The organism is Oscillatoria sp. FACHB-1407 (assembly GCF_014697545.1).
Lineage (GTDB): Bacteria > Cyanobacteriota > Cyanobacteriia > Elainellales > Elainellaceae > FACHB-1407.
Window position 1 is genome coordinate 92,814 of sequence record NZ_JACJSA010000021.1, and the last position, 16,635, is coordinate 109,448.

Below are 16,635 nucleotides of genomic sequence, written 5' to 3' on the forward strand. Positions count from 1 at the left end.
AAGACGTTATCGTGTCAAAAGAACCTTGGCTCCTCCAAGTGGTTTTGGCGTAACGTATCTTGCTGAAGATATGGATCGACCAGGTACACCCTTATGTGTTATCAAGCAACTCCGGTCTGATAACCAAAACCCAGCCTTTTTGGAAAATGCTAAACGCCTGTTTCATGAGGAAGCGGTTACTTTAGAGCAGTTGGGAAAGAAGCATGATCGAATTCCTCAACTGCTTGCATTTTTTGTTGAAGATGAAAGCTTTTACCTGGTTCAAGATTTCATTGAAGGACATTCACTCAATGAGGAATTGCAGATTGGCTATCAATGGAGTGAAGAGCAGGTACAACTGTTGCTTTGCGAAATTTTAGAGGTTTTGCAGTTTATTCACGGTCAGCAGGTTATCCATCGAGATATCAAACCAGACAACATCATTCGCCGCAAAACTGACAATCGACTCGTTTTACTCGATTTTGGTGCCGTTAAGCAAATTTTGCCGTCTGCTGCTGGAGCAGGGAGTGGCAAGCTAACAATTGCAGTGGGCACACCAGGTTATATGCCTGCTGAACAACTGAATGGAATGCCCTCCCCCAATAGTGACCTTTATGCTCTGGGCATCATTGCTATTCAAGCCCTAACTGGGGTTGACCCTGAGGATTTTCAGAAAGACCCCCAGACGGGCGAGATTGTCTGGCAGTCCTTGACCAGTGCTAGCGCTCCCTTGAAACAGATCTTAACCAAGATGGTGCGCTATCACTTTCGAGAGCGTTATCAATCTGCCGAAGAAGTCTTGCAAGCGTTGAACTTGCTCAATCAAACTCGGACTCCACAAGCTTTGATAACAGGGTTACACCGTTTATTTACTCGACAAACTGCTGTCTTTAAGCCTTCTCAATCGGTTAGACCTGTCACTTCCCGTTCAGATAAGACTGTATTAGTTCCTGGCACAAAGCAACCTCAACGGGTTACACAACCGACTGAGATTACTCAATCTACGTCAACTCAAAACTCAACAGTCATTGCTAACCCTCCGGCTAAAAAATCTCTAATCGATGAGGAATCTGCCTCTACCGATCCTGTTAATGAGAATGAGGAGAAGATTGCAATTCATGCGGCTGATGCTCTGCTTGATGGAGCTCATCAACCTGATAGCGTTGCCGATGGAATGGCGGTTAAAAGTATTGATGTGACTGTCAAGGGTGGTCACTCTACTGTTGACACACCTGTTGACACACCTGTTGAAGAGGAAGCGATCGCCCCAGATACTCCAACTAACCACGCTGATGGTAGTGCCGTTCAGTCAACCGCTGATGAAACCTCGATCTCCTCACCTAAGTCAGTTGACGAACCGTTACCACTCACTTCTGCAACCGTTGAAGAACACCCTACCCCAGCAGCGAGCGCCCCTTCTAGGACCCACATTACCGTTCCTCTTCCAGCTTCTACCAGTCCTCCTGCTGGCGAAACCAGTGCAGCCAGTCCATCTTTTTCCTCAGCCGATGTACCGTTGGCTGTACCTCCATCAACTGCATTCAGGCGATCCCGTTTAGCAATCGGTTTTGGCGGTTTGTTGGTGCTAGCTGGATTTACGGTTGGCGCGGTGTATTGGTTTCAGCAACAGCAATATCGCCAGAGTGAACAGGCCGTAGCTGCGATCGCCACTCTCAAAAATTCAAAAGAGTATGATCAATGCATTCAGCAAGCCGAAACCTTTGCTAGTCGTTATGACGAACTCAATCAGTCGGCTCAAAATTTGCTAGGAGAGTGCCGTTTAGCTCAAGCAGAAAATTTAGCCAAGCAAGGTCAGTTTGAGGCAGCGATCGCTCTGGTAAACAAAATCACCCCTGAGATGACAAGCTACACACAGGTATCATCTCGGCTGCAAGGGTGGGCCACCACAATGCTGACAAAGGCAACCGATTTGTATCAGCAGGGTCAATTTGAAGCGGCGATCGACCTGCTCAGAACGATTCCAGAGGACACACCAACAACAGCACAGGCGACAACCACCCTGGTAACTTGGGAAGCCGAGCAACAGGCAAACCAGAAACATCTGGATGAGGCTCAACAAGCCGTTAGCAATCAGAAGTGGCAGGCAGCCTTAGATGCGATCAACCAGATTAAGATCCTGGGTGTGCCTGTCGATCGCAACAGCTCTTATTGGAAAGACACTCTCTGGGCAATCGTTGAGCAAGCAGAGCAAAAGCTTACAGAACAACGCCAACGAGAAGCTGAAGCACAAGCCGCAGAACGGGCAAGACAGCAAGAAGCAGCTCGTGATTTGCAAAGGAACCGCCCATCAGGTTCGAGCAACCCTCCCAGACCATCAACGAGTAGTGGGTCTTCCCGTCCTAACAGAGTGGCTCCAACACGACGACTCTAGTTTGATAGGCTATCGAGTTTCTATCGACACAAACAGTTGAACGCTAGCATCGCCACTACCACAGGCAAACATCCTGCCGTTTGGGCTGAATGCTACAGATAACACCCGTTGAGCGGTGATGTCAGCAAAATTGCGAAACAGTTGGCCTGTTTGCAGATCCCAAAGCTTGATGGTGTTGTCCCAACTACCGCTCAGCAAAAAACGACCACTTGGACTAAATGTCAGCGTTCGAATGTAATCGGTATGTCCTGCTAGCGGTTCTATCACGGCTTCCCCTTCTAGGTTGAGCAGATGAATTGTGTTGCGATCGGTGACTGCATTGGACGAGGTAGCTGCTCCTGGGCTGACACTATTGGGACTAAAGGCGATCGCTTGACCATCAGGACTAAGAGCGATCGCATAGATTGGGCTGGAATAACTGCCAAAGCTCTCAAGTTGTCTCCCTTGTTGCCAGTTCCATACCTCGACTCGCCGCCCTAAGCCGCTACTGATAAGGCGTGTTCCGTCAGGGCTGAAGGCAAGAGAGGTGATCCACTGCTCACTCTCGATCTCACGAATCAGGGTGCCTGTAGCAACATTCCAAAACCGAATGGTTTTATCACCCCCAGCACTGGCCAGTACTTGACCATCAGGGCTAAACACTACTGTTTCTACTTTGTCGGTGTGCAGAGAGAAGGTATAGAGCAATTGCCTATTTCTCCAGTTCCAAATCCGCACTGTGCCATCTAGACTGCCAGTGGCTAGTAGTTGCCCGTTAGAGCTAAAGGCAATAGAAATGACTTGAGCATTACCATTTTGCAGCGTGACATAGAGAGAGGGCACAAGCTGAGTAGCATTAGCCGGGGTTAAGCTCCAGATTTTGACAGTTCTGTCAGCACCGCCACTGGCTAAATAGTTGTTATCAGGGCTAAAAGCAACTGAATAAACTGGACGGGTATGCCCCCCAACGCTGGCATCAAAGGAATATAAATCAATGGTTCCCGGTGCCCACGACGGCTCTGATGAGATTGGCACTGGTCGCGTTTGAGCTAAAGTTGCTCTCTGAGTCGTTTCACTAGCAGTTTGTGCATTTACATTGGTCAACGATATGAGAGGCGATCGCTGGGCTTGAGCAACATTACACAGGCTAGAGAGCAAAGTTGTTACGGCTACAAAAGCTGAGAGATAAATCAGACTGCTTTGTCGAATAACCATATTGCAGCAAGACCCTATTTAACGTTGGAGGCTTACAGCAGTTTACAACTGTCTGGCGTGCCAGTCGGTGTATTTTATAGAACATATGTCACACTTAGCTCTGTTAAGCGTCCGCAACTTGTTAGAAGGAATTTGCTCACGTCTCTTTTGGAGGATATTTGAGACGTTTTCGGCGGGTAAAACCGCGACTACAGGAACAGAGTCCACCGTTGCGAACTTCGACCAATCGGGCTCTGCTGTAACCTGCGGAGACAGGTTTTGCGCTTGTAGCTGCGACTTTAGTCGCCAATGCTACCTAAATCATAGATTTTTAAAGCATCCTCGTTAAGGGGCGGGCGAAAACATAAATACAACAATGGACCTAACAGTGGAAAACACGCTACTGCCCAAAAGATGCGCGCATCGGTCAAGCCACGTCGTGCCAGATCATCATCAAATAACGATGTGATTGGAAAAATCAAACAAATCAAGCAGAAATCTAGACTAATCAGATGAACAAATGGAGTAGTTTGAAATAGTTGGACGTACTCATTCCAGTCACCTGCGATCGCCCCATATCCCACTAAAAAAACAGCTAAAGCTAACAGCACAACACCCGTCGATCGTCGATCTAAAATACTGAGCCACTCGTCTTTCTTGCCTTGGAATTCTTGATTTCGGTGTCGAACGATCAGATAGGGCAACAAACAAATAACCCCTGTGAAATTTGCGCCAACAAAATACGTCCAGGCTCGAAAAGGTTGCATTCTGCCATCAGCAAACATTAAACCAGCGTAGAGCATGGGGACAACACCCATTAACCAGAAAATCGCTGGAATAAAAGCATTCAATTTATGCCACTGAAATGCTAGTAATCTCCAACCAATCACCCAGGTTTCTGATTGATCCAGGGGAGCTAACACAATGGTGTATGCCGAGAAAGTGACCCAGATGAGCCATAGTATTGTTTTTCTAAGCATCGCGATCGCCCAACCATTTGCCTTAGCTTAAAAATTTGGACGAAGCAGAACTACTATCTTGAGAACGACTTAGTACTGCTATTCACAGATAGGGTTCGGAAATAAAACAAGGGGGTGTGGGGGCTGCGCCCTCAGCCAGGGGTTCCACCCCTGCACCCCAAATTCCCACCCCTATTTACGACGAGTTGTACTTAGGATAGAAACATTTATCGGTTGAAAGGTTGCAAAACATGATTTTAGAAGTTGCTTTGCTCGATGTTCGTCAGGGAATGGAACAGGATTTTGAACGAGCATTTGCTGAAGCATCTCCGCTCATTGCAGCAACAGCAGGCTACATGTCCCATGAATTACAACGGTGTGTTGAAACACCCCATCGATATCTACTGCTTGTGCGGTGGCAAACGTTAGAAGCACATACTCTTGGATTTCGGCGATCGCCCGCTTACCAGGACTGGAAACGCCTGCTCCATCACTTTTACGATCCATTTCCAACTGTGGAGCATTTTGAAACCGTATTGGAATATGAATAGCGTTGGCACACCGAGGGAATTAAACCATGACCATAACCATTCAGCAGGCATTCAATAGAGCGGCACTCGATTACGACTCAACCCGCCGAATGCTCATTCCTTGTTTCGATGAATTTTACGGAACAGTCGTTGAGGTCATTTCCGGGAGTTACTCAACTGGGGAAACCGCTTCGCATCGTGCAACCCCTTTGCAGGTTTTAGATTTAGGCGCAGGCACAGGCTTATGTGCAGCGATGGTACAGGCTGCTTTTCCCCATGCGGAGTTTACCCTGCTGGATATCGCTGAAGAGATGCTACAACAGGCGAAATTGCGCTTCGATCGCCTGGGCAAGCCTCCTACGATTCGGGTTGGCAGCTATCTGAAATTAGCGTTGGGTGAAGGCTACGACGTGGTGATCTCGGCATTGTCGATTCACCATTTGAGTGACCCTGAAAAGCAACAGTTATACCAGCGAGTGTATGAGGCGTTGGCTCCGGGTGGCATATTTATCAACGCTGACCAGGTGTTGGGCAAGACTCCAGAAATGGAGGAGTACTATCAACAGCAGTGGTTAAAAGCGGTCAAGGCATCCGATATTCCCGAACTGGATTTGCGGGCGGCACAACATCGGATGACCTTTGATCGCCCTGCGACATTAGATGCCCAATTAGCCTGGTTAGACGCGATCGGCTTTGAGCAAGTCGATTGCTGGTACAAAAACTTTCGCTTTGCGGTGTTTGGAGGTCGTCGTGGCGGTTCACCCAACTGAATGACCAGGCTAGAGGATGCCTGGAGTCCATCGCACTGACATACTACGTTGTAATACAGCTTCGGTCAACAAGCTTAGGACAGAAGCAATGGCTCAAACCCTGATTCTGGAAGAGCTTTCTGACTCGCCTCCGCCCCAGCGAATGGGGCTACGGCTATACACCTGGATCGAGGCAAGTGTGTATGATTCAGCAGCCCATACTCAAAACCCAACGGCTCCTCTTACGTCCGTTTGTGCTAGATGATGCACCGATAGTACAACAGTTGGCGGGCGATCGCGACATTGCAGCAATGACGCTCTCGATTCCCCATCCCTATCCATTGCATGTCGCGGAGGAGTGGATCAAAACCCATGCTGCCCGATTTGAGCAGGGCACTGAGGTCAATTATGCGATCGTCTTACAAAACCAAAATCGCTTGTGTGGGGCGATCGGGCTGGGGATTGATCCGGTGAACCGCCACGCTGAGTTGGGATATTGGATCGGTAAACCCAATTGGGGCAAGGGAATCTGTACCGAAGCGGGTGAAGCCATTCTACAGTATGGCTTTGAGCAACTGGAGTTACATCGTATTCACTCTACTCACTTTGCCTGCAATCCAGCATCGGGACGAGTCATGCAAAAAATTGGGATGCACCAGGAGGGCTATCGTCCCCAATATTTCTTGAAGTGGGGCGAATTCAAGGACATTGTGCAGTACGGCATCGTAAAAAGGGACTGGCAAGCTTAGATGCTCACCACCAGATTGTCTCGATGCACAACGGTTTCTGCTCCCACGTAACCCAGGATTTTGGGAATCTCATCGGAGTGAGCACCCATAATTTTTTGCAGTTCGTTGCTGCTGTAATTGACAATGCCTCTGGCGATCTCGTGTCCAGTGAGGTCACAGAGTTGCACCGCATCCTGGCTTTGAAATTCGCCTTCGAGTTCTTTGATGCCCGCGGCTAACAGAGACTTACCCAGTTCAGCGATCGCTTTCACCGCTCCATTATCGAGATAGAGTTTGCCCGCAGGCACTAACCCGTGGGCAATCCAGCGTTTGCGAGCGTTAAAGTGTTGGGGTTCTGGCTCAAACTGGGTTCCCAACGGTTCGCCCTGCAAAATACGCTCAATGTTCTGGGGCGATCGCCCCTCGGTAATCACCGTACGGACTCCCGCATTCATGGCAATTTTTGCCGCTGCGATCTTGGTTACCATCCCCCCTGTCCCCCAATTGGAGCCGCGATCGCCCACTTCTACCTGCTCTTGCAATGCCTGAATGCTGTTGACCAGGGTGATGGGTTGAGCGTTGGGATTCGAGCGGGGATCAGCCGAATAGAGGCGATCGACATCCGTCAGCAAAAACAGCCAATCTGCCTCAACCAGACTAGCAACCAACGCCGACAGGGTATCGTTATCGCCAAATTTCAACTCCTCCACCGCCAGGGTATCGTTCTCATTGACGATGGGAATTACCCCCAGTTTCAGTAGCTGTCGAAATGTGCGGTAGGCGTTGACATAGCGGCTACGCTGCACCAGATCGCTGCGCGTCAGGAGCACCTGAGCAATCGGTTGTCCCAGGGTGGTAAACAGGTCATCATATACGCGCATCAACCGCCCCTGTCCTACAGCGGCAACGGCTTGCTTCATGGCGATCGATTTGGGTCGCTCCGTCATCCCTAACCGAGCACAACCCACCCCAACCGCGCCCGATGACACCAAAATCACCTGATGTCCCTGCCGTTGGAGGTGGCTCAGGGTTTCTACTAAGGCAGCGATCGTTGAGAGTGCTAAATATCCTGTATCAGGGTGGGTGAGGCTCGATGTGCCGATTTTGATGACTAGCGTTTGAGGCATCGGAATGGGTTGAATGTGACGTGCTGAAATGGTCAATTGTCAATTGTCATGGGTCAGTGGTTATGGGTCAATGGTCAATCGTCAGTGGTCAATGGTCAATCGTCAGTGGTCAATGGTCAATCGTCAGTGGTCAATGGTCAATCGTCAGTGGTTATGGGTCAATGGTCAATCGTCAGTGGTTATGGGTCAATGGTCAATCGTCAGTGGTCAGTGGGTGACCTTGAACCCAATTGGTCATTTGTAGACCGCTACTCGCTACTTCCTCGCGTCATCCCAGTGCAGGCGAGTCTCACTCCCTATGCTCTTTTGCCCCACAAATTGCAAGACGCCAATCCCCTATTGGTGGGAATCGACGCCTTACATAGTATTCACAGGGATTTATTCACTAGGGTCTTTATAAGTTACGACCCCATTTATCTATAAGTAGCATCCCAGAAATATTGAGAATTTCTAGCCGCTTTAATGTTTTCTTTAGATTGTTGTCCGAATGTCTACTGACTTGAGGATTCATTGTGAAGTGTAAAGCTATGTAAATCATACTGCATTCCCAACGACCTTTGTAGCGAAGGCGTTTCAAGCGATCGCCCAGGCTAAATCAACGGTTTTCGTAAAAGGAGTGCTGACTCTCATCGAGAGTTAAGCGATGCCCCCAGCACTTGAGAGAGCCATACTTCAACCGTGCGAATGGGGTAGCGTCTCACCAACTTCGCGGGATCAACCATCGGCTCCACCAGAATGGTAAACATACCGAGACGGTTTCCGGCTAAGACATCGGTAAAGAGGCGATCGCCCACCATTGCCACCTGCTCAAAGGGAATGTTCATAGCGGTGACGGCTTGCCGCAATTTGCGGCGAGAGGGCTTTCGTGCGCCAAGGATATAAGGGAGATTAAGGGATTCGGCAATGCGACTGATGCGAGCCTGGCTGATATTGTTGCTGACGAGCCACAGTTCCACACTGGGTCTTAGCTCCTGAACCCACTGCTTCAACTCATCCGAGGCTTGCACTGCACTCATCGGCACTAGAGTTTCATCTACATCCAACACCAACCCCTTCAGGTTGTTTTTCTGCAAAACATCAAGGGTCAAACTCAAAATTGAGTTTCCCAAAATCAAATCAGGCTCTAGAAGTTTGCCCCAAGACATATCAACAAAGGAGTTACGGGTAGTGGACGAGTAATCAGGTAACCTACTGGACGGAGTTGGCTGGTGCTTCGCGTTGCTGCTCTAAATTATCGTGGATTTGGTCTTGAGCCGCTTGGTGCTCCGCCAGGGTACGACTGAACACATGGGTGCCATCATAGCGAGCAACAAAGTAGAGATATTCGGTGTCAGTCGGGTTAAGTGACACCTCTAGACTAGCAAGCCCAGGGCTGGAGATCGGTCCCGGTGGCAACCCGGCATTAACGTAGGTATTGTACGGAGATGGAGTATTGACCTGGGCAAAGGTCAAGGGTTGATCGGGGGTCTGGCGAATGCCAAAGGCATACTCGACCGTTGGATCTGCCCCTAGAGGAATTCCCTCCCGTAACCGCTTGGCAAAAACACTGGCAATCAGGGGACGTTCCTCACCAACGACGGCTTCTCGCTCCACGATACTTGCCAAAGTGACCCATTCCAGCAGGGTATAGGGGCTATTCGCTTGATTCTGCTCATAAATGGGCAGAGCTGCCTGCTCAAAGCGATCGAGCATCTGGTTGATGACGGCTTCTGGAGTGGAAATTTCTGCCACTTGATAGGTATCGGGATAGAGAAACCCCTCCAGATTAACAATGTCTGGTGGCAACCAGGGATAGCGATCGCGCGGAATTTGTTGAGTGGCGGCTAAAAATGCGTCCGCCGCAAAAAAGCCCTGTTCTTCAAAGTAGGCTGCAATTTCCTTCATTCCCCACCCTTCGGGGATCGTAAAGCTCTGTTGAACGACATTGCCCTGCCACACGATATTGGCGATCGCGGCTAATGGCTCAGTCGGCGAGAGTTCGTAGGTTCCCGCTTGAAACCCACCCTGGCGATCGCGCAGAGATTGCCAACGTGTCCATAAGTTCCATGCGTCGGCGGATTGAATGATCCCTGCTGCTTCTAAGTCTTCGCCAATTTGTTGGGCAGATGTTCCTTCGGGGATCTCGATTTGAATGGGCTGATCCGTCGCGGTTGCGCTGTTAGATGCTGCAACGGCAGGGGAGCTTGCCCAACTCCACCAGAGCCAACCCTGCCACCCACATAAACCCAGAGTTGCAGGCAACACAAGCAGGTAAAACAACCACTTAGACATGATTGGTAGCTGTCATTCAGTGACCAGCAGGAAACAACTAAAACGCCTCAGGAGGCTGAGGCGATGGCACAAACAATATATAAAGACTAGATTCTACTCTAGCTCGCTAAAGAGTTGATCTTCCAGTTGCGATCGCACGGCTTGAAACTCTTCTGGCGAGAGCAATTCTGGCTCTCCATCCCCGTTCATACGGGCAAAGAATAGGATTGGTTCGAGGGGGGTGCAAATGGCGTACTCCTGTTCTTCATAGAAGAAGTTTGCCAACAATTGAAACTCCTCTGAACCCACCAGTGCCTCATCTTCACCCAAGTCGAGCGTGATGGTGTCCTCTTCGGTTGGCTCCGGCAAATCTCCAGAAACCGTCAACGTCAGAGCAGCCCGATTGAGTGTCAAATCCTGCTCTGCCAGAACTGCCCGCGCCGTACTGAAGATGTCATCAATTTCATCGTCTTCAATATCAACGAGGGTTTCCTCATCCTCATCCTCATCATCTGCCTCCCAGGCAAAAATCTCGATGGGTGAATCAACCGGGCGCAGCAACAGATATTCCTCTCCTTCGACCTCCATTGAGTTCTCGATATAACAGAGGAGCGATCGCCCTGCTTCGTCCGAGAGATTTACGGTTGGTAAATCCTCTTCACCCTCCATTCCTGGATCTTCTTCATCCATGTTTTGCTTAGTCATGCCATTTACCTCTGCATCCCGTTTAGAGCGTCATGTTGAAATTGGTTGAACCTGTGTTGACAGATTGCTAAAAATTGCTGATTTATAAACCCATGTTTTTAGGTATTAATCCGATTAAAAAGTCCCGCACAGCAACGTTCATAGTAACTTTACACCAATGACTGCTCCATATTTCTCAAAATCTACTCCATAAAAAAATTTACAGCATGAGTTGAACCCAATTATTTTCAAACCAATCGGATTCACTCATCAATTGCACTCTAGATTTAGACTGCTTGGGTGAAGCGTAAAGAGTTGAGTTATGAGGCAATTCGCACCCTCCAATACCAATCTTCTAAAAGGTTCACCCGATAGAGTGCTGAATTAAATGTCAAAAAACGTCCACCTTACGTTAGAAATATAGTTTTGGTCACAAAGCTCAAGGCAAAGGCAATAACTCAAACCTTGATGTTGGGAAAGCTTCCTGACTCGCCTCCGCCCCACCAAATGTAGCTACGGCTATAGCTCTCTTTAATCGCTTTGGGCAGAAAGTATTTTGCCAAAATCCTTCTGGATTCTAGCCAGGAATGCACACATGGAGGCTCTGCCTCCAACCATGGCTTCAGGAGACAGAGCCTCCGTCACTCCATTTCCAAGCAGGAGCCTGGAAACGAGGCTTGTCTGGGATTTGTTTAAAGAGAGCGTGACAGAAGAGGGATCAACGGGTTTTGAGCTCAGAACGTTGATCCTTGAAACTTCTTAGAGCATCAATATTGCTCAACCATTACATCAATTGAGATGGGTCAATAATCTCTTGATATCAAAGTTATCAGCCATAGCCAAACAGCGATGAAACAAAATTATAGTTGCACAAACAAAAGCGCACAGTATGTGTTGCTTATATTACTCAGCAAAATTAAAGCTATATAGCTAATTAGAAGAGATTTATCCGTACATCACGCCAGGAAAGGGGCGATCGCCCCTCCTAGCTTCAGAAAGATTACAGAAGACAGAGTAAGGCTTTTCTTTACCAATTCATTAATGAACAGTTAATTTACGTATAAATCAGTACATTACCTCTACGTGAAAATCTAGCTTGTTGATGAAGGAAAAATAACTTCCGTAATTTCCGTAAATTCATAATCAGTCCGAGTTGCGTACCGTTAGCACATAACGTTAACTAAGGTTTCAGCATGGCTCGGATTAAGGGTAATTCTCAACAGAATGTTCTTAAAGGCACTAATAAGAATGATCGAATTTTTGGTCTGATTGGCAACGATACCCTTTTGGGCTTCACTGGCAACGATATTCTCAGCGGAGGCAAAGGAATTGACACGTTGTCTGGAGGACGAGGCAATGATATTTACGCCATCGACAACGCTAAAGACAAGATCCGTGAACGCAGAAACCAGGGAATTGATACCGTTCAAGCTTCTGTGAGCTTTAGTCTGAGCAGCCATCTCGAAAACCTGACCCTTACTGGTAGAGCCAACCTCAATGCCACAGGCAACGCTAACGCCAACACCTTAATCGGCAACAGAGGCAACAACATTCTGAATGGAGGAGCAGGCGCAGATCGGATGAGCGGTGGTCTTGGTAACGACACCTACGTTGTTGACAATGGAGGAGATGTTGTCACCGAAGCCGCAAACGCAGGCACTGATCTGGTGAGAGCAAATATCAATTACACCTTGACTAACAACATTGAGAACCTCGAATTATCGGGCACAGGTAACATCAATGGAACGGGTAACGCTCTGGCAAACACCATCACGGGCAACAGTGGTAACAACACCCTGGATGGTGGTCAGGGCAGCGATCGCCTCATTGGTGGAGCCGGAAACGATCTATATTTTGTCGATGATCTGAGCGATGTAGTGGTTGAGTTAGCCAACAACGGCATTGACACAGTCCGGACTACGATTGCAAACTACACCCTGCCTGCTCATGTCGAGTTTCTCGAATTTATCGGTGCAACTGGCACTTCTGGTGGAACAGGCACAACAGGCGGCACAACAGGTGGCACAACAGGCGGTACAACAGGCGGTGGAACTGCCACAAGCGGCATCACAGCGATCGGCAATGCGCTGGATAACATCATCCAAGGCACTGTTGGCAACGACCTGATTGATGGAGGACTGGGGGTTGACCGACTGATTGGAGGACTGGGTAACGATACTTACCTCGTTGACCAAACCGCTGATTTCGTAGACGAAACCGTAAACGGTGGGACGGATCTGGTCAAAGCAGCTAATAGTTACGTGCTGCGGGAAAACGTTGAGAACCTGGAACTGGTCGGTAGCGGTAACTTCGATGGCACCGGAAACGATCTGGCAAACGTCATTACAGGCAACAGCGGTAACAATATTCTGGATGGACGTTTAGGGGATGACACCCTGTTGGGTGGTGCTGGAGCCGACAAACTCATTGGTGGAGACGGACTCGACTCGCTGACGGGCGGAGACGGGGCAGATACCTTTGTCCTGAAGGAGCTAGATGGTGATTTGCTAACAGATTTCAATCCGTTGGAAGACAGAATCGCACTTGACCAGACTGCATTTGGACTGACAGAGGTGTTGGGCAGCGTCTTAAGTGCCTCTGGGTTGTTGACTGTCGCTGACGATGCAACCGCCACGGCTGGCACAACCTTAGCCAATCCCTTAGCCAAAATTATCTATAGCTCTGGAACAGGCAAGCTATTTTTCGACGCTAACGGTGTTGTGTCGGGTCTGGGCAATGGCGGTTTGATTGCCACCATCAACAATGCCGCAGGAGTCGCTCCTATTCTGTCCAATACTGCTTTTGTCGTAGATTCACTGATCTAAGACGCTGTTTGTAAACTTCTGTGTATCGCTTCAAAGTCGTCCCATGACTCTGGAGCGATCGCGTTTTGATGGGGGTTTGGGGCGATCGCCACCCCGAAAAACAGGACATCTGCGCAGCTTTTCTCGGCTTCCTTTGCCTGCAAGCGACTCTTTTTCTGACCAATTATGGATTGACGTAACAAAACTTATACTTTTTCTCAGGGTTTAGCAGTCCATCCCTTACGATTATCTGGGAAACTCATAAAAGGTTTACTACACGCTCTTTAACAATCAGCGTTAGATGACCTGAACGTTTTAATCTAAAAGTTGAGCTGTTTGACCCCAGGCAGTCATTCTGGTGAATTCTCGTGGGCAACCACTTGACCCTCTAGAACGGTTCATAAAGATTTACCTAAATGACAGCCCAAGATGGTCTAAATAAATCACTGAGGCAATTGTTAACTAAGGGAGCTTTTGAAATCCAATGAGTGTTAAGGCAAGTGGTGGAAGCTCTGTAGCGCGTCCGCAGCTATATCAAACCCTACCCGTCTCAACCATTTCCCAGGCGGAACAACAAGACCGCTTTTTAGGACGTGGCGAATTAGATGAACTCTCTATTTTCTTTGGTTCGGGTTTAAGGCGTTTAGAAATTGCTGAAACGCTAACTCAAAACTCGGAACTCATTGTGTCCCGCGCGGCTAACCGCATCTTCGTCGGTGGCTCTCCGATGGCTTTTTTGGAGAAACCCAGAGAAGAACAGCAGGTTTTGGTGGGCGCAGGTGGAGTTGAGATTGACACGCGAGAGGCAATGAAGCTAGGCACCGCTACATACGTGTCTAGTGGTGGTGGCTTCTTTGAGGGCATTCGTTCCCTCTTTAGTGCATCGGGTGGTGGTCCCACTCCCCCAGGTTTCCGTCCGATCAACGTCGCCCGCTACGGTCCTGCAAATATGCAGAAATCTCTGCGGGATTTAAGCTGGTTCTTGCGTTATCTCACCTACGCGATCGTCGCTGGTGACCCCAACATCATTGCGGTCAACACTCGTGGTCTGCGCGAAATCATCGAAAATGCTTGCTCTGGCGAAGCAACAATTGTTGCTCTGCAAGAGATGCGTCAGGCAGCATTAGGCTATTTCCGCAAAGACTTAGATGCGGCGGCTGTAGTGGCTCAATACTTTGATGTCCTCATCAGCGAATTTAAGGCTCCTACCCCATCCAGCAAGCTCCGTCAACGTCCTTCTAGCGATCTACAGGGGTTGCAGCTACCTCAGATCTACTTCAATGCAGCAGAACGGCGACCCAAATATGCAATGAAGCCCGGTTTGTCTGCCACCGAAAAGAATGATGTGGTGAAAGCAGCCTACCGTCAGGTATTTGAGCGCGATATCACTCGTGCTTATTCGCTCAATATTTCCGACCTGGAGTCGAAGGTAAAGAACGGCGAAATCTCCATGAAGGAGTTTATTCGCCGTTTAGCTAAGTCTCCGCTCTATCGCAAAAACTTCTTTGAACCCTACATCAATAGCCGCGCTCTAGAATTGGCATTCCGGCACATCCTGGGTCGTGGTCCTAGCTCCCGTGAAGAGGTACAAAAGTATTTTGCGATCGTCTCTCAGGGCGGTTTGGCAGCACTGGTGGATGCACTGGTGGATTCCAAGGAATATGCTGACTACTTTGGCGAAGAAACCGTTCCCTATCTGCGTGGTTTAGGGCAAGAAGCTCAGGAGTGTCGCAACTGGGGTCCACAGCAAGACCTGTTCAAGTACAGTGCTCCCTTCCGCAAGGTGCCTCAGTTCATTACCACCTTCGCAGATTACGAACAACCACTGCCTGATCAGCACCCCTACGGTTCTGGTAACGATCCTCTGGAGATTCAGTTTGGCGCGATCTTCCCCAAACAGACCCGCAATCCCAGCACTCGCCCTGCTCCCTTTGGCAAAGATACTCGCCGTATCCTGATCAACCGGGGACCGGGGGTTAACAACCAGGTGAGCAATCCAACTGCCCGGGGTGTCGCACCCGGAAGCCTGGGTCCAAAGGTCTTCAAGTTGGATCAGATCCCCAGCTACACAGGCACCTTCCGCAAGAAAGGTACTGGCACGAAGGGCATCAGTGTCAAATTCTCTGAAAGCTCGACTCAAGCCGTTATCAAAGCTGCTTATCTGCAAGTCTTTGGACGGGATGTCTACGATGGTCAGCGGCTGAAGGTGGCTGAGATCAAGCTGGAGAATGGTGAAATCACCGTGCGTGAGTTTGTCCGGACGTTGGCGAAGTCGGATCTCTTCCGGAAGCTGTATTGGACATCGCTCTACGTGACGAAGGCGATCGAATACATCCACCGTCGCTTGTTGGGTCGTCCTACCTATGGTCGTCAGGAAATCAACAAATACTTTGACATTGCCTCTAAAAAGGGCTTTTATGCGGTTGTTGATGCCATCCTCGATACGATGGAATATTCTGAAACCTTTGGTGAAGATACCGTTCCCTATGAGCGGTATGTGACTCCAGCGGGTCTATCCCTCCGCACCAACCGTGTTGGTAGCATCAGCGATAAAGGTGCGAAGGTTGAAAAAGAAGAAGCTCCATTGTTTGTCACGTTGGGTTCGGTCACAGAAGTTCGGACGCAACCGGATGTCGAGTTCCGCGCTAACCAGGGCGTCTCCAAGAAGCGGGAGCAAACGAAGACCTTTAAGCTCACCAATGCAGGCGACAAACTGCAATTGAAGACTGTGATTGGGGCTGCCTATCGGCAAATCTTTGAGCGGGATATTGCGCCTTATATCATCAAGAACGAGTTCAGCGGATTGGAAAGCCGTCTCGGTAACGGTGAAATCACCCTGAAGGAGTTCATTGAAGGCTTGGGCACATCTAACCTGTATATCAAGGAGTTCTACACGCCCTATCCCAACACAAAAGTGATTGAGCTAGGAACGAAGCACTTCCTGGGTCGTGCTCCATTGGATCAGGCTGAGATCCGCAAGTACAACCAGATTCTGGCAACCCAAGGGTTGAAAGGATTCATCGGTGCGATGGTCAACAGCGCAGAGTATATTCAGGCGTTTGGTGAGGACGTAGTGCCTTACAACCGCTTCTTGACGCTGCCTGCGGCAAACTTCCCCAACAGCCAGAAGCTCTACAACACTCTGACGAAGCAAAACAAAGATCTGGTGGTGCCAAGCTTTGAGCCTGCGAAGTCGAAGATGGATGTGGCTCAGATGCCGTTGATGGGAATGGCGATCGCCCATGCCACCAATGGTGGTT

At 49.1% G+C, this 16,635-nt stretch carries 14 protein-coding genes and 1 pseudogene; 8 read left to right on the top strand and 7 right to left on the bottom strand.

Going from position 1 to position 16,635, the window contains the following annotated elements:
• The first annotated feature begins 70 nt into the window (after window positions 1-70).
• Entirely contained in the window at window positions 71-2,371 is a 2,301-nt protein-coding gene (locus tag H6G89_RS26715) for a serine/threonine-protein kinase (RefSeq protein WP_242060132.1), read from the top strand.
• A gap of 9 nt (window positions 2,372-2,380) precedes the next feature.
• Here H6G89_RS26715 and H6G89_RS26720 read toward each other — a convergent pair whose 3' ends face one another.
• Window positions 2,381-3,565 carry a WD40 repeat domain-containing protein gene (locus H6G89_RS26720; RefSeq protein WP_190512341.1) on the bottom strand — a complete coding sequence of 395 codons (1,185 nt, stop codon included), beginning with the start codon at window positions 3,563-3,565 and terminating at the stop codon, window positions 2,381-2,383.
• Between the two features lie 278 nt (window positions 3,566-3,843).
• Window positions 3,844-4,524, bottom strand: coding sequence for a DUF2834 domain-containing protein (locus H6G89_RS26725; RefSeq protein ID WP_190512343.1), 681 nt, complete (start codon window positions 4,522-4,524; stop codon window positions 3,844-3,846).
• Between the two features lie 230 nt (window positions 4,525-4,754).
• Here H6G89_RS26725 and H6G89_RS26730 point away from each other — a divergent pair, with 230 nt between their 5' ends.
• The 4 genes from H6G89_RS26730 to H6G89_RS26745 all read left to right on the top strand — a co-directional run bounded on the left by H6G89_RS26730 (window position 4,755) and on the right by H6G89_RS26745 (window position 6,531).
• On the top strand, window positions 4,755-5,054 hold the full coding sequence (locus H6G89_RS26730; protein ID WP_190512345.1) for an antibiotic biosynthesis monooxygenase family protein: 300 nt from the start codon (window positions 4,755-4,757) through the stop codon (window positions 5,052-5,054).
• Window positions 5,055-5,080: 26 nt separating this feature from the next.
• Window positions 5,081-5,803, top strand: coding sequence for a class I SAM-dependent methyltransferase (locus tag H6G89_RS26735; RefSeq protein ID WP_199336949.1), 723 nt, complete (start codon window positions 5,081-5,083; stop codon window positions 5,801-5,803).
• Window positions 5,804-5,891: 88 nt separating this feature from the next.
• Window positions 5,892-6,047, top strand: coding sequence for a hypothetical protein (locus tag H6G89_RS26740; RefSeq protein WP_190512347.1), 156 nt, complete (start codon window positions 5,892-5,894; stop codon window positions 6,045-6,047).
• Entirely contained in the window at window positions 6,037-6,531 is a 495-nt protein-coding gene (locus H6G89_RS26745; protein WP_199336950.1) for a GNAT family N-acetyltransferase, read from the top strand. The genes H6G89_RS26740 and H6G89_RS26745 overlap by 11 nt, the downstream gene beginning before the upstream one ends.
• Here H6G89_RS26745 and proB read toward each other — a convergent pair.
• Entirely contained in the window at window positions 6,528-7,637 is a 1,110-nt protein-coding gene (gene proB, locus H6G89_RS26750; RefSeq protein WP_190512437.1) for a glutamate 5-kinase, read from the bottom strand. The genes H6G89_RS26745 and proB overlap by 4 nt on opposite strands.
• Window positions 7,638-7,665: 28 nt before the next feature.
• Here proB and H6G89_RS26755 point away from each other — a divergent pair, with 28 nt between their 5' ends.
• On the top strand, window positions 7,666-7,881 hold the full coding sequence (locus H6G89_RS26755; protein ID WP_190512350.1) for a hypothetical protein: 216 nt from the start codon (window positions 7,666-7,668) through the stop codon (window positions 7,879-7,881).
• 382 nt (window positions 7,882-8,263) lie between these two features.
• On the opposite strand, the gene H6G89_RS26760 is transcribed toward H6G89_RS26755, so the two are convergent.
• From H6G89_RS26760 to H6G89_RS26770, 3 genes are all read right to left on the bottom strand, one after another.
• Window positions 8,264-8,782, bottom strand: a complete 519-nt coding sequence (locus tag H6G89_RS26760) for a YqeG family HAD IIIA-type phosphatase (RefSeq protein WP_190512352.1) — start codon at window positions 8,780-8,782, stop codon at window positions 8,264-8,266.
• Window positions 8,783-8,825: 43 nt separating this feature from the next.
• Window positions 8,826-9,908: an endolytic transglycosylase MltG gene (gene mltG / locus H6G89_RS26765; RefSeq protein ID WP_190512353.1), complete on the bottom strand. Its 1,083-nt coding sequence runs from the start codon at window positions 9,906-9,908 to the stop codon at window positions 8,826-8,828.
• A 93-nt stretch (window positions 9,909-10,001) separates the two neighbouring features.
• Complete coding sequence (locus H6G89_RS26770) at window positions 10,002-10,592, bottom strand: DUF3727 domain-containing protein (RefSeq protein WP_242060133.1); 591 nt, start codon at window positions 10,590-10,592, stop codon at window positions 10,002-10,004.
• A gap of 1,172 nt (window positions 10,593-11,764) precedes the next feature.
• Here H6G89_RS26770 and H6G89_RS26775 point away from each other — a divergent pair.
• The gene (locus tag H6G89_RS26775) at window positions 11,765-13,396 is read left to right on the top strand and encodes a calcium-binding protein (RefSeq protein WP_190512355.1); all 1,632 of its coding nucleotides are present in this window, start codon (window positions 11,765-11,767) and stop codon (window positions 13,394-13,396) included.
• Here the strand turns inward: H6G89_RS26775 and H6G89_RS26780 are convergent.
• Window positions 13,393-13,578 (bottom strand): hypothetical protein, encoded by a 186-nt coding sequence (locus H6G89_RS26780; protein WP_190512357.1) that lies wholly within the window; start codon window positions 13,576-13,578, stop codon window positions 13,393-13,395. The genes H6G89_RS26775 and H6G89_RS26780 overlap by 4 nt on opposite strands.
• A gap of 281 nt (window positions 13,579-13,859) precedes the next feature.
• On the opposite strand from H6G89_RS26780, the pseudogene H6G89_RS26785 reads away from it, so the two are divergent.
• Window positions 13,860-16,562: pseudogene (locus tag H6G89_RS26785) on the top strand (phycobilisome rod-core linker polypeptide); the annotation flags it as partial.
• Window positions 16,563-16,635: the final 73 nt, after the last annotated feature.

Bases quoted from the DNA above. Each gene is read 5' to 3' on its own strand.
- H6G89_RS26715 (WP_242060132.1), top strand. From the start codon at position 71: ATGGATCGACCAGGTACACCCTTATGTGTTATCAAGCAACTCCGGTCT.
- H6G89_RS26720 (WP_190512341.1), bottom strand. From the start codon at position 3,565: ATGGTTATTCGACAAAGCAGTCTGATTTATCTCTCAGCTTTTGTAGCC.
- H6G89_RS26725 (WP_190512343.1), bottom strand. From the start codon at position 4,524: ATGCTTAGAAAAACAATACTATGGCTCATCTGGGTCACTTTCTCGGCA.
- H6G89_RS26730 (WP_190512345.1), top strand. From the start codon at position 4,755: ATGATTTTAGAAGTTGCTTTGCTCGATGTTCGTCAGGGAATGGAACAG.
- H6G89_RS26735 (WP_199336949.1), top strand. From the start codon at position 5,081: ATGACCATAACCATTCAGCAGGCATTCAATAGAGCGGCACTCGATTAC.
- H6G89_RS26740 (WP_190512347.1), top strand. From the start codon at position 5,892: ATGGCTCAAACCCTGATTCTGGAAGAGCTTTCTGACTCGCCTCCGCCC.
- proB (WP_190512437.1), bottom strand. From the start codon at position 7,637: ATGCCTCAAACGCTAGTCATCAAAATCGGCACATCGAGCCTCACCCAC.
- H6G89_RS26755 (WP_190512350.1), top strand. From the start codon at position 7,666: ATGGTCAATTGTCAATTGTCATGGGTCAGTGGTTATGGGTCAATGGTC.
- H6G89_RS26760 (WP_190512352.1), bottom strand. From the start codon at position 8,782: ATGTCTTGGGGCAAACTTCTAGAGCCTGATTTGATTTTGGGAAACTCA.
- mltG (WP_190512353.1), bottom strand. From the start codon at position 9,908: ATGTCTAAGTGGTTGTTTTACCTGCTTGTGTTGCCTGCAACTCTGGGT.
- H6G89_RS26770 (WP_242060133.1), bottom strand. From the start codon at position 10,592: ATGACTAAGCAAAACATGGATGAAGAAGATCCAGGAATGGAGGGTGAA.
- H6G89_RS26775 (WP_190512355.1), top strand. From the start codon at position 11,765: ATGGCTCGGATTAAGGGTAATTCTCAACAGAATGTTCTTAAAGGCACT.